We start from the raw sequence: 14,332 nt of genomic DNA, 5'->3' as shown, positions 1-14,332 counted from the left end.
TACCGTTTAAAAATAAGGATAAAAAATGCAATCAAAAGCTATTAATTTACAAGATTTACCACAAGCCAAATTAAAAGATTTATTAGAATTTCCGTGCAGCTTTACTTTCAAAGTAGTAGGTGCGAATCGTGAAAATTTAGTGGATGATGTGGTGGCTGTTACTCAGCTTTACGCCAAGGGCGACTACAATCCCCGTCAACAACAAAGCTCAAAAGGCACTTATAATTCTGTGTCGATTGACATCTTGGCAGAAAATATTGAGCAAGTGGAAACACTCTATACCGAATTAGCCAAAATTGCCGGCGTAAGAATGGTATTATAATTTCGAACACAAGCTGCCCCTTTAGGGGCAACTTTATTTTAATAGGTGTGAAATATGAAATTGATTATTCGCCAACTCGGTATTCAGCCCTATGAAGAAATTTGGCATAAAATGCAATCTTTCACCGATAGCCGTGATGAAAATACTGATGATGAGATCTGGCTGGTGCAGCATCCTTCTGTCTTTACTCAAGGTTCTGCAGGCAAGCCGGAGCATCTGCTCAATCCGACTAATATCCCTGTAGTGCAAAGTGATCGTGGCGGTCAAATCACTTACCATGGGCTAGGACAGCAAATCATGTATGTGCTGTTGGATATTAAACGCTTAAAAGCTAATGGTAAAGAGATGTCAGTGCGTGAATTGGTGACGGCATTGGAACAATCTGTGGTGAAAACTTTGGCAGATTACGGTGTTGAAGGATACCCTAAAGCGGATGCTCCCGGAGTTTATGTGGATGAACAAAAAATCTGCTCACTTGGTTTGCGGATTCGTAAAGGTCGTTCTTTTCATGGTTTAGCCTTGAATATCAATATGGATTTAACGCCTTTCAGAAATATTAACCCATGCGGTTATGTTGGGCTGGAAATGTGCCAGCTTAGTGAATTAATTGCTCGAAACGATTTAACTTGTGATGAAGTATCGCCAAAATTAGTGAATCATTTTATCTCAATTTTAGGCTATAATACCTCCCAAATTATTAACAATTAGGATACAGAATTTTAATGACTACGGTTACAGCTCAGTCCAATCCGAATAAAATGGCTCCTTTTAAAATGGAAAAGGGCGTGAAATATCGTGATGCGGCTAAGACCTCAATTATTCAAGTAAGAAATATCGATCCAGACCAAGAATTACTGAAAAAACCGGACTGGATGAAAATTAAATTACCGGCAAATTCGGCAAAAATTGACAGTATCAAAAATGGTATGCGTCGTCACGGTTTGCATTCTGTGTGTGAAGAGGCCTCTTGCCCGAACTTACACGAATGTTTTAACCATGGTACAGCTACCTTTATGATTATGGGGGCAATTTGCACTCGTCGCTGTCCCTTCTGTGATGTGGCACACGGTAAACCTCTACCGCTTGACCCGGATGAACCGCGTAAAGTGGCAGAAACCGTGCAGGATATGAAACTCAAGTATGTAGTAATTACCTCAGTGGATCGTGATGACTTGCCTGATCGTGGTGCCGCACACTTTTCAGCAACGGTGCGTGAAATTAAAGCGTTAAACCCAAACTGTAAAGTGGAGATTTTGGTGCCGGATTTCCGTGGACGTGTTGAACAAGCGGTCGCAATTCTGAAAGAAAATCCACCGGATGTATTCAATCACAATTTAGAAAATGTGCCACGCTTATACCGCGAAGTTCGTCCGGGAGCGGATTATAAATGGTCGTTAGAGTTACTTAAAATCTTTAAGCGAGAGTTTCCGAATATTCCAACTAAATCAGGCTTAATGGTTGGATTAGGGGAAACTAACGAAGAAATTTTAGAAGTGATGCAAGACTTGCGTGACCACGGGGTGACAATGCTAACTATCGGTCAATATCTACAACCAAGCCGCCATCATCTAAAAGTGGAACGCTATGTACCACCGGCAGAGTTTGATATGTTCCGAGCTGAGGCAGAAAAAATGGGCTTCGAACACGCTGCATGTGGTCCATTCGTCCGCTCTTCCTACCACGCTGACTTACAGGCGAAAGGGGAGTTGGTGAAGTAATCCCATAAGAATGAATATTTGATTCCAGAATGCGGATAAATACATAGTTATCCGCATTTTTTTATTGATACCTATTGCTTATAATTTTTCCAAAACTCAATTCCTTCTATGATGATTGGTGTGTAAGGTTTATCTTGTTCTATAAAAGGGACAATTTTACGGTATTCTTGCCAAATAGTTTTCGTACTATCACTAGCTATAAAGTTACTACGTAAATCTAAAGCCTGTGTTCCATGCAGAAGTTGGAATGAGGCAATTTCATATAATCCGTTTACAATTTGGCGATTATTGGCAAGTGCAATGCTAGACATTGTAATAGTATCTTCTATATTTCCGGCTAATGTACTTGAGCTGAATGAAACCGGTTGAGCAAGCTGCTTAATTCTGATATTCGTTTCTGTAAATGGTTTTTGAATAGCGCCGAATGCATGCCCTTCATTTTGTGGTACAGATAAAAAGCGACTTAACTTAGTAAATTCCGGATTTTCGAATCGAATAATTTGCTGTGTCATCACTTCTGCTAATTTTGCTAATGATTGGTTTAAATATTCTACCTTGTTTGTGATAGATAAGAAGTTAAAGTTTGATGTAGGGTAAATTGCCCCTAATTCACCTTCTTTAATTTCATAGCGTTTGAGTTGTGTCTGGTCTGCTGATATCACAGGAGATTTAGTCAATACTAAAGGATTATCATCGGTTGAATTGATCTGAATTTCTACCGCTTGTTTGAGTGCGTCAATATTTTCCGAAATGGCACCTAATGTATATGCCATAGAACGGAATGAGAGAGGATCTTGCAATGAGCGAGTATCCGATGGTTTCCACAAATCGCTTCCGTTAAGTGTTTTGCGTATTTTTTCGGCGACTTTCCTCATTCCTGCATAAGGACGGGCATTAACAGCTATTTCGCTAAATGGCGCCACATTACCATTGAATCCTTCTAATACCAATCCGAATAATGCAATTTGTTTATCTAAGAAACGTTGGTTATCTAATGTGAGAAGTGTTGCTTCGCCTGCCATTAAGCTATTCGTGCTTAAGATAGATAAAAAATCTTTACCAACAGGGTCTAGTGGTTGAATGCCTAATCTTTCCATTACTGTTTTAGCAGTTTGGCGCTTACCTTGATAAAATACGTCCCATTCACCTATCATAGCTAAACCAATATGCGAGGCTAGGGTAATATCTGCTTCTCCTACAGTTCCTCGACTTGGTACAACAGGTGTAATCCCATGGTTGAGGAACTCAAGATATTTTTCGGCTACTTCTCGTTGTACACCGGTTTCTCCATTTAGCATCGTATTTAAGCGAATCAACATACCTGCTCGTACAGTTTCAATAGGCAGTGGATCACCTAGGCCGGCTGAATGAGCTCTTAATGAGGATTTATTAAACTTTTTTGATACTGCTAATAATTCATCTGATACTACCTTAGTGCCGTTTTTTTCCATGAAGATAGGTTTATCTTTATTCCAGCCAACACCCACGGTTAAACCATAAACGGGTACATTATTCAGAGCTGCTTCTAGAATTACATTATGACCCTGCTCAATATTTTTCCAGGCTTGATCATTGATATTAACTGTCTCATTTTTACGGGCAACTTGTTCAACCTGTTCAAGTGTAAGATTGCGGTCAGGTGTAAGTTGTAATGCGAAGCTGCTTATACTGGTAAAAGATAGTGTTAGTAATATCGATATGTTTATGAGTTTATTTGGCATGTCAGTTCTCCGATTTTTATGTTTTTAATAAATAGTAGTTGGGCTTAATTTTCTCATCCAAACTAACCCTATTAATGCAACTACGCCCGTTATGGCCAAGTAAAAGGATGGAGCAAATTTATTGATATTTGTTGCCCAAGCCATTAATGCTGGTGTAAAGCCTGCAAAGAAAATAGCGGCAATGTTATATGTTATTGACATACCTGTTGAGCGTATTCTTACAGGAAAGAAATTTGCCAAAACAGAAGGTGCAACACCTGCAAAGATAGAAACCATAATGCAGAACAGACTTTGTGTAATGATTAAATTATTCACTGTAGGATTTGAATGTAGCCAAGCAAGAATAGGATAGCTACCTACCATGAGTACGAGAATTGCACAGATTAAGATCTTATAAGGACCAACCTTATCAGCTAAACGTCCGGACAATAGACATCCAATAACCATAAAGATATTGCCTAGTAATGCTCCTAAAAAACTATCACTCCGTTGGAAACCTAATCCTATATTAGGTGAGGCATAATAGGTTGGCATATAAATGATTAACGTATACACGCAGACAGTCCAAAGGATAGAGAATAAGATTCCCGCAATCAGATGAGATGGATATTTACTTACAATATCTAATAAAGGCGTTTTTTCGGTTTTTTGTTGTTGTAAGGTTGTGAATTCCTCTGTTTCATGTAATGTTTTGCGAATATAGAATCCTACAGGCACAATAAGTAAACCGAAGATAAAGGGTAAACGCCATGCCCATTGATTAATTTCTTCCGGAGAAAAAAGGGAACTGACACTCCAGCCTGCAAGTGCGGCAAGGATATTGGATATACCCATACTTGCTTGTAACCATGCGGCATAGGTTGCTTTTTTATGAGTCGGTGCTGATTCTACGAGAAATGCCGTTGCTCCTCCAATTTCCCCACCGGCTGAAAAGCCTTGTAATAAGCGCCCAACTAATAAAAGTATTGGGGCCCCAGCACCAATCACCCAAACCGGGGGAGCAATGGCAATAATAAATGTACCTAATGCCATTAATCCGATGGTTAACGTAAGTGCTGCCTTGCGGCCAACTTTATCGCCATAGGCTCCGAGAAATATTGCACCTAATGGCCGAGCAATAAATCCTACACCAAATACCAGAAAGGTTTTCACTAAGGAGGAGGTTTCGTTTCCGTCTTCAAAAAAACTATGTCCGATATAGGCTGCAAAGAAAGCGAAAATACTAAAGTCATACCATTCCAAAGCATTACCTATAGAGGTTGCAGCTACTGCTTTTCCGGAGCTGTTTTTAGTTTGAGTGTTGTGTTGCATATATATTTTTCCTTTAATTTCTTATGAATTTACAAGCGGTCTTTTTTATGTATTTTTTTGCTAAATAAAGATTAGGGTTAACTTAGCTGAATATAATTTAGACCTTTTTGTATCGCTTCATCCAGTGCTTCCGGGTAACCGGCATCGGCATAACGCATAATGCCAAGGCTGGTATCATTGGTCATGGAAAGCCGTAAGCGTTCAGCAGCTTCCGGTGAGCCATCTGCAATGACAGTGACTCCAGCTGAGGTCATATAACCGCTATACCCACCTCCGCCTGAGTGAATTGCGACCAAATCAGCTTGTGAGGCACAATTCACCATGGCATTGATAAGCGGCCAGTCTGCAATGGCATCAGAGCCATCAATGAGGTTTTCGGTCATAATGTTGGGGTGAGCCATTGCTCCGGCATCTAAGTGGTCTCTGGTAAAGGCAATGGGGGCGGAAAGCTTACCTTCAGCAACCATTTGATTTACCGCAATAGCTAAGTCAGTACGTTCTTGGTGACCTAACCAAGCAATACGAGCAGGTAATCCTTCAAAGGGAACGTATTGACGGGCAAGATTTATCCAATTTGTGATAATTTTGTTTTGTGAAAAATGTTCCAGTACATAATTATCTATCGTAGCAATATCTTGAGGGTTATTTGAGAGAGCAATCCAGCGAAAAGGGCCTATTGCACGGCTAAATAATGGGCGTAAAAAGGCTTCGGTAAAAATAGGAATATCGAAGGCGTTTTCAATACCTGCATTTTTGGCGTGTGTACGAATTAAATTTCCATTATCGAATACAATAGAACCCGCTTTTTGGAAATCAAGCATAGCTTGTAGGTGGCGTTTAATTGCACTTAAGTTTGCATTAATTAACGTTTGATGATCTGTTTCTCGTAATTTTCTGACAGTTTCTAAATCAAATTCCGGTGGCAGATAGCCATAGACTAAATCATGAGCCGAAGTTTGGTCTGTGACAATATCTGGTATTAGGCCTTGTGCGTAAATTTGAGGGTAAATCTCAGCGGCATTACCTAATAAACCAACCGATATAGCTTCTTTTTTGTCTGTGGCTGCTTTGATCCAAGTTAATGCTTCATCCAGATTATCTGTATGTTTTTTGAGATAGCCAATCCGTAAACGTTTTTTAATACTTTCAGGATTTGCATCAACTACGAGAATTGCGGCTCCTGCCATGTAACCGGCTAATGGTTGAGCGCCTCCCATGCCTCCAAGACCTGCAGAAAGAATAAAGCGACCGGCTAGATTACCTTTAAAGTAACGTTCTGCGATACGACTAAATATTTCATAAGTGCCTTGGATGACCCCTTGAGATCCGATATATTGCCAATCCCCTGCGGTAAGACCTCCCCAACATATTAAGCCTCGGCGTTCTAATTCATAGAAAATATCTGCTTTAGCCCACTGACCTACGATATTGCAATTTGCCATAATGACAATAGGAGCTTTAGCATGCGTTTTTAGTAAGCCAATAGGTTTACCTGATTGTACGATGAGTGTGTAATCTTCAGTCATTGTTTTCAATGATGTGACAATCGACTCATAACTGGCTTGATTACGTGCTGCTTTACCAAGAGCGGCGTAAACAATTAATTTTTCGGGAGCCTCCCCTACAATTAATACATTCTCCAGCAAACGCAGTAATGCCTCTGTACGCCAATTTTTGCAACGAAGTCCATTTTCCCAGTTTGCTGTGGTTGGAATTTGAAAAGCCATTTTATTTTTCTCCTAACGCATAGCTATGTAAGTCAATGCCTAAAATAGCCTCTACAGGCGGATAAACACTGGGATCGATTACACTTGATGAAAGAGGAATCTTGTTTTTATCAATGTGAAAGACCACTATTTCCATATCTTCTTTAACTTGTCCGGCACTAATTGGCTGGCCATTTGTATCAAGAGTAGTAATGACATCCGGGTAAGTGGCAATACGGGTTCCATCTGCAAGATCTACCGCCATGTGTTCATTCATTACGTGAATTTTTACTGCATTTTTCCCTATACCTATTTGGATGATACCGACATCAAAAGCCTGATCGGTATATTGAAGGGTATTTTTCTTTACTTTACCGGATGCAATAATAGAACCTCCCGTATGTGTACAAATCGCCTCAATAATTTTTGAGCCGCCTTTGCCTTCGGCTTGAACGATCGCTTTACCTAAAGAGAGTGCCCGTGATATACCGCCAAGTGCTGCGTTTTGGCGAACATAACTGGCGCGTATTGGATTGCGGCAGCTTGCAATAAAGCCACCAGACATATCGGATGCTTTGCGTAATATCGGAGAAATTTTGGAGGTAGCACCTTTAGTCACTAATTCAATGTATTGATTATTTTTGCGATTACCACCGGCAGCAGTTTGAATCATTTGTTCAGGGGAGTTGGCAAGTCCAATAGAACCCATATCGCCTGTAGGATGAGCACGTAAATCGCCTACAGCATCAATTACTTTTGTGCCTAGAATTGCAGAGGGTAGCCAGCCATTTACGGTTGAAGACATGCCATTTTGACCTATCATTAAGCCATATAGTTTTTCACCTAGTGCTTCTTGTAGTAATTGAACTGCTTTAACATAATCCACGCCAAGCATCTCCCAGTCAGTTAGACCACCGGGTGCACCAATAGCTGCGGCAGTTGCAATCCACGCATTATCATCAACCTCCTCCATGCTAACTAATTCCGGCTTGCCGATAGTAACAGCTGCACGGCCTAGAGTGTAACCATGTTCCATCCAGCCACCGCCGCCACATGCAAATATAGATCCTCCTTTTACAGCAAAATCAACATCTTGAAGGGTTAGAATTCTGCTCATAAATGCTCCTATTATGAAATGCGATATAATTACAAACATAATTTATGTTGCAGTAAAGCTAATAGAATTCCCAATAATAAAAAAAGCTTATTTATATCAAAGCAGAATATATAGGTGAGTAATAAAAGGAAATATGATGCACATATTTCCTTGATGATAAGCTGATTATAAGAGAGGGATTATTATTTAATGATCGCTGTCTGCCTATACTCATATCCCGACTCATTTGTTTCCCCTTTTGCAACAAATTCAAACAAATGCGTGATGCAATTTGGGGCGTCGCTGTCTTGGTGGGAAACAAATAAAAGCTGGGTTTGGCTGTTATTGACCAGTTGGTCGATAAACTGTTTCACTAATTTACGGTTAATGCCGTCCAAGCCTTGTAGCGGTTCGTCTAAAATCAAAATCGGCGGGTGTTTTACCATCGCTCGGGTGATAAGCAACAGGCGTTGTTGCCCCCACGAGAGTGAGCGGAACGGTTTTCTGGCAACATCAGCTAAGTTAAGGCGTTCCAGCCACTCCATTGCTTTGAGTTGTAAACTGTTGGGGATTTGTTGATATACACCAATACTGTCGAAAAAGCCGGAAATAATCACATCAATTGCCGCACAATTTACGCGGTAATCCATATGTAATTGGCTGCTGACATAGCCGATGTTTTTCTTAATATCCCAAATGGTTTCGCCACTACCACGTTGGCAACCGAATAAGCGGACTTTGTTAGCATAAGATTGCGGGTGATCGCCTGTGATAATTGAAAGTAGTGTGGATTTGCCTGCACCATTCGGGCCTTTAATCCACCAATTCTGTTTCGGGGCAACTGTCCACGTTAGGTTGTCGAGAATTTTTTTCTCACCATATTGAATATTCACCTTTTCCAGCTCAAATGGATTAATGGCATTATCCAATACCGTCAGCGGTACAGCACTGTCAGGCAAAGGTACATTGATATTCTCTTCTGCAAATTTTAGTTGAGAATAGACCGCTTGTTGTTCCATTTCCACCCGTTTTCCTTGCAAAATGAGCTGTAAATGGTCGAGCAGGGCAATATGACTGGCAGCTTCGGGAATATCGTTAAAACGGTTTACAATCAGCACTAATGCCATTTTGCTTTGCAGCTCACCGACAAGCTGCATCCAATATTGTACCGATTGTTGATCTAAGCCTTCAAACGGTTCGTCTAAAATCAGTAAGTCTGGTTCACTCACCAACATTTGGCAGAACAACACTTTGCGGCTTTCGCCTGTGGAAAGCTGAATAAACGGGCGTTCAAGCAGGTGAGTGATGCGAAGCTTTTCCGCATATTCCTCACAGAGAGCGTTTTTGTCGCTACCGTTTAGCATAATTTGGCGGGCAGTTAAGCCGAAATCATCGGGGGAAACGCTATCGTTATTGCGGTCGTTAAAAATTTTCTCAATGATTTTTTGTTGTTGCTCGAAAGAGAGGAGCTGAATATTTTGAAAATGGTTGTCGTAACTTCCAGAATAAACAGGAAGTTTACCTTGCAACGCAAGGGAAAAGGCGGTCTTCCCCGATCCATTACCGCCAATTACCACCCAGAAATCATTGGGTTGAATGATGAGCTTTTTTATGGTTAATTTTTGCTGTTTATGTAGTGAAAAAGCAGCATTGTCAATGTGAAGAGAGTGTTGTGTTTGCATATTTTTCTATATTTATTATTGTTTGATTTTTATAACTGTTTTCCAACGCTGAACCAATCAGTTCGTCCGTTTAGGAAATCTTGTACCGACATCGGTTTTTTGCCTGCCGGCTGCAGTTGAGTAATGTTTAAAACTCCCTCTTGGGTGGCAATTTGAATGCCTGTTTTATCCACATTCACCACAGAACCTGCCGCTTTGTTTTGGTGTGGTAATACAGTTGCTTGATGGATTTTAATGCTTTGCTCAACGCCTTCAACCTCTAGAGTTAAAAAGCTCATCGGCCACGGATTAAAAGCACGGATATTGCGTTCGAGTTGTGAGGCTGAGAGATTCCAGTCCAATTTTGCCTCTTCTTTGGATAATTTTTCTGCATAATTAGATTGGGTTTCATCCTGTTTTTCCGCCTTAAAGGCTTGGCTTTCTAAGCCGTTTAATACCTCCAACAATGCAGGTGGGGCAAGTTCTGCCAGTTTAGTGTAAAGAGAGGCTGAGGTTTCATTTGGCTCAATTGGTGTTGTAACTTTATGCAGCATATCACCGGTGTCTAAGCCGATATCCATTTGCATAATTGTTACGCCGGTTTCGTTGTCGCCCGCCCAAATTGAACGCTGAATCGGAGCTGCTCCACGCCAACGGGGTAGCAGCGAGCCATGCACATTCAAGCAACCGTATTTAGGAGCGTTCAGTACGGCTTCCGGCAGAATTAAGCCATAAGCCACTACGACCATCACGTCCGCATTTAAGGCGTTGAGTTCTGCTTGTGCTTCTGCATTGCGTAGTGATTTCGGTTGAAAAACAGGAATGTTATGTGTTTCAGCCAGTTGCTTCACCGGGCTGGCTTGCAGTTTTTTACCACGACCGGCAGGTTTGTCCGGTTGGGTGTAAACGGCAATTACATTATGCTCTGAATCTAATAATGCTTGTAAATGTTGAGCGGCAAAATCAGGTGTGCCGGCAAAAATAATATTGAGTTTTGACATAATCGTTATTGTATAAAAGTGGATAAAGTAAAGCCTTATTAAACCATTAAATAGCCTAAATAAAAAGTGGATGGATGTGGTATGATTGCACCAAAAAGCGCAAGAAGTAATAGATTATGGAATTTTTTATCCCAAAAGCAGAAACAGTATTTGAAGAAGAGATTAAAAAAAGCCGTTTTATTACCTATATTCGCCATACAGAGGGAATGGAACAAGCTAAAGCCTTTTGGCAAGAGATGAAAATGCTGCATCCGCATGCTCGTCATTGGTGTTGGGCAACGGTTGCAGGCACACCGAATGACTCCCAACAATACGGTTTTTCTGACGACGGTGAGCCTTCCGGCACGGCAGGTAAACCGATGCTAAATTATCTGCTTGGTTCTGGTTTGGGTGAGGTAACTGCTGTGGTAGTGCGATATTACGGTGGTATTCAGCTCGGAACAGGTGGATTGGTGAAGGCTTACGGTAGCGGTGTGCAGCAAGCCTTATTGCAGTTGGAAAAAAGTCGCAAAGTTTTACGAGAAAACTACCGCTTGCAATGTGAATATGAGCAATTTAATACCATTTCACACCTTATCAGTGAGAAAGATATTGTGATATTAGAGCAGGAATTTAGCGATAAAGTAAACTTATTATTAGCCTTTAACCCCAGCGATTTTGAGATGTTTTCCAATGAGCTCACTCAACGTTTTTCGGGGAAGTTGGCATTAATTAAACAAGAGAATTAAGAGTAAAAATGCAGTTTTTTTCAATTATTCGCATAGTCGGCATTTTAGTGATGTGCTTTTCTTTCACAATGCTTGTGCCGGCAACGGTTGCCTTAATTTATGGTGATGGTGGCGGACGGGCTTTTTTAGAGGCTTTTGCTTTGAATTTTGTGGTCGGAACGATGCTGTGGTGGTTTTGTCGCAGTAACAAAAACGAGCTACGAGCCAGAGAAGGTTTTTTAATTGTGGTGCTGTTTTGGGTTGTGTTGGGCTTGTTAGGAGCAGTGCCATTTATTATTTTAGAAAAACCGGATTTGAATGTGGTGGAGTCGATCTTTGAGTCCTTTTCCGGTTTGACGACTACCGGAGCAACTGTAATTACCGGCTTAGATAGTTTACCGAAAGCAATTTTATTCTATCGTCAATTTCTGCAATGGCTAGGGGGAATGGGGATCATTGTATTAGCAGTGGCGATTATTCCGTTATTGGGAATTGGTGGAATGCAACTTTATCGAGCTGAAATGCCGGGGCCATTAAAAGAGCAAAAAATGCGTCCTCGTATTGCAGAAACAGCAAAAGCATTGTGGATGATTTATCTGAGTCTCACTTTGCTTTGTGCCTTTGCATTCTGGCTGGCAGGTATGACCCCATTTGATGCGATTTCACATAGTTTTTCGACGATTTCTATCGGTGGATTTTCAACTCATGATGACAGTATGGGTTATTTTAATAGTGCGGCGATTAGCTACATTACGGTTTTTTTCTTGTTACTTTCCGCTTGTAATTTTGCTTTGCATTTTGCGGTTATCGATAGGCTACGCGATACTCAGTCCAGAAAGAGAGGGCATATTTTTAGCCGACTTTATTGGGGAGATTATGAGTTCCGGTTTTTCTTTATGATCCAGTTGGGATTATTCTTAGTTTGTACGCTTATTTTAATGGTATATGGATATTTTGATAATACGGCAATTACAATAGAAAAGGCGTTATTTCAATCGGTTTCTATTTCTACGACGGCCGGATTTACTACACATGATTTTAGCCAATGGTCTTCTTTTTTGCCGACATTATTGGTGTTATCCTCTTTTATCGGTGGATGTGCTGGCTCAACAGGTGGGGGCTTGAAAGTAATTCGTGTACTCTTGCTTTATTTGCAAAGTAGGCGAGAGATTCACCGCTATATTCACCCGAATGTGATTCAGCCGATTAAATTAGGGCAGCACGTGCTTTCGGAGCGAGTAGTAGATGGTATTTGGGCGTTTTTTTCTGCTTACTTCTTTGTTTTTGTGGTCTGTTGGCTTGCCTCTATTGCTTGTGGAATGGAGACTTTTGATGCTTTAAATGCAGTTATAGCCGCCCTCAATAACTTAGGGCCTGCATTAGGAAGCGTTAGCAGTAATTTTACCCAAGTACCGGATAGTGCTAAATTAGTGCTGACCTTTGCAATGGTTTGCGGACGTTTGGAAGTATTTACTCTACTTGTAATTTTAAGCCCGGTATTTTGGAAAGATTAATATGAAAACCTTAATTCTCTATTTTACGACTGATGGCCAAACTCTAAAAATAGCCGAGCGATTGGCAAATGTGATTACTCATGAAGTTGAGCTGATTTCGCTTAAAGATCAAGCGGTCAATTTTGCTGAAAAAATTGCAAATGCAGATCAAATTGTGATTGGTGCATCTATTCGCTATGGGCATTTTAATCCATTGGTATATCAATTTGTTGAACAATATTACGGCATACTCAACCAGAAAAAAACGGCATTTTATGGGGTGAATTTGACTGCTCGCAAAGCCAACCGTAATACAGCGCAAACGAATACTTATATCCGAAAATTTTTAGCCAAAATTCAATGGCAGCCAACCTATGTTGAAGTTTTTGCCGGAGCGTTGTTTTATCCTCGTTACACTACCTTTGATCGCATAATGATTCGTTTTATTATGAAGATAACCAAAGGAGATACCGACACCAGCAAAGAATACGAATATACTGATTGGCAACAAGTCGAGAATTTTGGCAAATTATTAAGCAATGGATTATAATAAAAATGATCTAAATCAAATAAACGTAAATTTAGTTAAATTTGCTATAATTTTTACCTATTTTGATTATAATCGCCAACCCATGATCTAAAGCAGATCATATTTAAACAATCCAGTTGAATCGAAGGAAAGCCCTATGAGTATTTTAAAAGAGTTTCGTGAATTTGCAGTAAAAGGCAATGTAGTTGATATGGCCGTCGGTGTGATCATCGGTGGTGCATTCGGTAAAATCGTGTCTTCATTAGTAAGCGATGTTATCATGCCACCAATCGGTTGGTTAATCGGTGGTGTTGATTTTAAAGATTTGGCTATCGAAATTGCACCGGCTAAAGAAGGTGCTGAAGCAGTTATGCTTAAATACGGTGCGTTTATCCAAAACGTATTTGATTTCTTAATTATTGCTATTGCGGTATTCGGTATGGTGAAAGTGATTAACTCATTGAAGAAAGCTCCGGTTGAAGAGCCTGAGGCACCAGCTGAACCAACAGCAGAAGAGAAATTATTGACAGAAATTCGTGATTTATTGAAAAAATAATCTTTATTTAAAGATTGAAAGGCTGTAACCACAGCCCTTTTCTTTTATCTGAACGCTAAAAATGAAAAAAACCGACTAAGTCATAGTCGGCTTTTTCATATCTGTTCGATATTACGCTAATTTTTTGATTTGAGCTGCTAATTTAGATTTGTGGTTAGCTGCTTTGTTAGCGTGGATTAAGTTTTTAGACGCCATACGGTCTACAACTTTTTGCATTTCAACGAAAGCGGCTTGAGCTGCTGCTTTATCGCCTGTTGCTACTGCTGCGTATACTTTTTTGATGAATGTACGCATCATTGAGCGTTGGCTTGCGTTGTGTTGGCGGCGTTTTTCAGATTGAACCGCACGTTTTTTTGCTGACTTGATATTAGCCAAGGTCAAACTCCTAAAATATCTGTGTAAAAATTAGATATAAACAAAATTTTTGCTTATATTGCCTATCGATAGTTTTTTTAATTCATTTTCAACGAGACACGTGCTTGAAAATAACACCGTTTTTCTAAAAGAAAAC

General features: G+C 40.3%; 14 protein-coding genes. 7 read left to right on the top strand and 7 right to left on the bottom strand.

Features of this window, described 5'->3' with window-relative positions; translation table 11 throughout:
- The first annotated feature begins 25 nt into the window (after nt 1-25).
- From ybeD to lipA, 3 genes are read left to right on the top strand one after another with little or no spacing between them, the layout of a single operon-like run.
- On the top strand, nt 26-322 hold the full coding sequence (gene ybeD / locus A4G16_RS09550; RefSeq protein WP_027073942.1) for a DUF493 family protein YbeD: 297 nt from the start codon (nt 26-28) through the stop codon (nt 320-322).
- A 54-nt stretch (nt 323-376) separates the two neighbouring features.
- Nucleotides 377-1,030 (top strand): lipoyl(octanoyl) transferase LipB, encoded by a 654-nt coding sequence (gene lipB / locus A4G16_RS09545; RefSeq protein ID WP_165889652.1) that lies wholly within the window; start codon nt 377-379, stop codon nt 1,028-1,030.
- A 14-nt stretch (nt 1,031-1,044) separates the two neighbouring features.
- Nucleotides 1,045-2,040 carry a lipoyl synthase gene (gene lipA, locus A4G16_RS09540; RefSeq protein ID WP_027073940.1) on the top strand — a complete coding sequence of 332 codons (996 nt, stop codon included), beginning with the start codon at nt 1,045-1,047 and terminating at the stop codon, nt 2,038-2,040.
- 71 nt (nt 2,041-2,111) lie between these two features.
- On the opposite strand, the gene A4G16_RS09535 is transcribed toward lipA, so the two are convergent.
- The 6 genes from A4G16_RS09535 to fmt form a co-directional block, all read right to left on the bottom strand.
- Nucleotides 2,112-3,761 carry an HAL/PAL/TAL family ammonia-lyase gene (locus A4G16_RS09535; protein ID WP_165889651.1) on the bottom strand — a complete coding sequence of 550 codons (1,650 nt, stop codon included), beginning with the start codon at nt 3,759-3,761 and terminating at the stop codon, nt 2,112-2,114.
- A gap of 24 nt (nt 3,762-3,785) precedes the next feature.
- Entirely contained in the window at nt 3,786-5,072 is a 1,287-nt protein-coding gene (locus tag A4G16_RS09530; RefSeq protein WP_165889650.1) for an MFS transporter, read from the bottom strand.
- A gap of 77 nt (nt 5,073-5,149) precedes the next feature.
- On the bottom strand, nt 5,150-6,799 hold the full coding sequence (locus A4G16_RS09525; protein WP_165889649.1) for a urocanate hydratase: 1,650 nt from the start codon (nt 6,797-6,799) through the stop codon (nt 5,150-5,152).
- A 1-nt stretch (nt 6,800) separates the two neighbouring features.
- The gene (locus A4G16_RS09520; protein ID WP_165889648.1) at nt 6,801-7,895 is read right to left on the bottom strand and encodes a DUF917 domain-containing protein; all 1,095 of its coding nucleotides are present in this window, start codon (nt 7,893-7,895) and stop codon (nt 6,801-6,803) included.
- A 182-nt stretch (nt 7,896-8,077) separates the two neighbouring features.
- Complete coding sequence (modF, locus tag A4G16_RS09515) at nt 8,078-9,556, bottom strand: molybdate ABC transporter ATP-binding protein ModF (RefSeq protein ID WP_165889647.1); 1,479 nt, start codon at nt 9,554-9,556, stop codon at nt 8,078-8,080.
- 29 nt (nt 9,557-9,585) lie between these two features.
- A complete protein-coding gene (gene fmt / locus A4G16_RS09510; RefSeq protein ID WP_165889646.1) occupies nt 9,586-10,536 on the bottom strand; it encodes a methionyl-tRNA formyltransferase in 951 nt (316 codons plus the stop codon).
- A gap of 116 nt (nt 10,537-10,652) precedes the next feature.
- Between fmt and A4G16_RS09505 the strand changes: the two genes are divergently transcribed.
- From A4G16_RS09505 to mscL, 4 genes are all read left to right on the top strand, one after another.
- Nucleotides 10,653-11,264: a YigZ family protein gene (locus tag A4G16_RS09505; RefSeq protein ID WP_165889645.1), complete on the top strand. Its 612-nt coding sequence runs from the start codon at nt 10,653-10,655 to the stop codon at nt 11,262-11,264.
- An 8-nt stretch (nt 11,265-11,272) separates the two neighbouring features.
- The gene (locus A4G16_RS09500; protein ID WP_165889644.1) at nt 11,273-12,757 is read left to right on the top strand and encodes a TrkH family potassium uptake protein; all 1,485 of its coding nucleotides are present in this window, start codon (nt 11,273-11,275) and stop codon (nt 12,755-12,757) included.
- A gap of 1 nt (nt 12,758) precedes the next feature.
- Complete coding sequence (gene hemG, locus A4G16_RS09495; protein ID WP_165889643.1) at nt 12,759-13,286, top strand: menaquinone-dependent protoporphyrinogen IX dehydrogenase; 528 nt, start codon at nt 12,759-12,761, stop codon at nt 13,284-13,286.
- A gap of 136 nt (nt 13,287-13,422) precedes the next feature.
- A complete protein-coding gene (gene mscL, locus A4G16_RS09490) occupies nt 13,423-13,821 on the top strand; it encodes a large-conductance mechanosensitive channel protein MscL (RefSeq protein ID WP_165889642.1) in 399 nt (132 codons plus the stop codon).
- Nucleotides 13,822-13,932: 111 nt separating this feature from the next.
- Here mscL and rpsT read toward each other — a convergent pair whose 3' ends face one another.
- Nucleotides 13,933-14,196 carry a 30S ribosomal protein S20 gene (rpsT, locus tag A4G16_RS09485; RefSeq protein WP_025216373.1) on the bottom strand — a complete coding sequence of 88 codons (264 nt, stop codon included), beginning with the start codon at nt 14,194-14,196 and terminating at the stop codon, nt 13,933-13,935.
- Between the last annotated feature and the right edge of the window lie 136 nt (nt 14,197-14,332).

The sequence above is a fragment of the Mannheimia granulomatis genome (genome assembly GCF_011455695.1).
Taxonomy (GTDB): domain Bacteria; phylum Pseudomonadota; class Gammaproteobacteria; order Enterobacterales; family Pasteurellaceae; genus Mannheimia; species Mannheimia granulomatis_A.
This window is presented reverse-complemented; position numbering and strand designations above follow the sequence as displayed.

Bases quoted from the DNA above. Each gene is read 5' to 3' on its own strand.
- ybeD (WP_027073942.1), top strand. From the start codon at position 26: ATGCAATCAAAAGCTATTAATTTACAAGATTTACCACAAGCCAAATTA.
- lipB (WP_165889652.1), top strand. From the start codon at position 377: ATGAAATTGATTATTCGCCAACTCGGTATTCAGCCCTATGAAGAAATT.
- lipA (WP_027073940.1), top strand. From the start codon at position 1,045: ATGACTACGGTTACAGCTCAGTCCAATCCGAATAAAATGGCTCCTTTT.
- A4G16_RS09535 (WP_165889651.1), bottom strand. From the start codon at position 3,761: ATGCCAAATAAACTCATAAACATATCGATATTACTAACACTATCTTTT.
- A4G16_RS09530 (WP_165889650.1), bottom strand. From the start codon at position 5,072: ATGCAACACAACACTCAAACTAAAAACAGCTCCGGAAAAGCAGTAGCT.
- A4G16_RS09525 (WP_165889649.1), bottom strand. From the start codon at position 6,799: ATGGCTTTTCAAATTCCAACCACAGCAAACTGGGAAAATGGACTTCGT.
- A4G16_RS09520 (WP_165889648.1), bottom strand. From the start codon at position 7,895: ATGAGCAGAATTCTAACCCTTCAAGATGTTGATTTTGCTGTAAAAGGA.
- modF (WP_165889647.1), bottom strand. From the start codon at position 9,556: ATGCAAACACAACACTCTCTTCACATTGACAATGCTGCTTTTTCACTA.
- fmt (WP_165889646.1), bottom strand. From the start codon at position 10,536: ATGTCAAAACTCAATATTATTTTTGCCGGCACACCTGATTTTGCCGCT.
- A4G16_RS09505 (WP_165889645.1), top strand. From the start codon at position 10,653: ATGGAATTTTTTATCCCAAAAGCAGAAACAGTATTTGAAGAAGAGATT.
- A4G16_RS09500 (WP_165889644.1), top strand. From the start codon at position 11,273: ATGCAGTTTTTTTCAATTATTCGCATAGTCGGCATTTTAGTGATGTGC.
- hemG (WP_165889643.1), top strand. From the start codon at position 12,759: ATGAAAACCTTAATTCTCTATTTTACGACTGATGGCCAAACTCTAAAA.
- mscL (WP_165889642.1), top strand. From the start codon at position 13,423: ATGAGTATTTTAAAAGAGTTTCGTGAATTTGCAGTAAAAGGCAATGTA.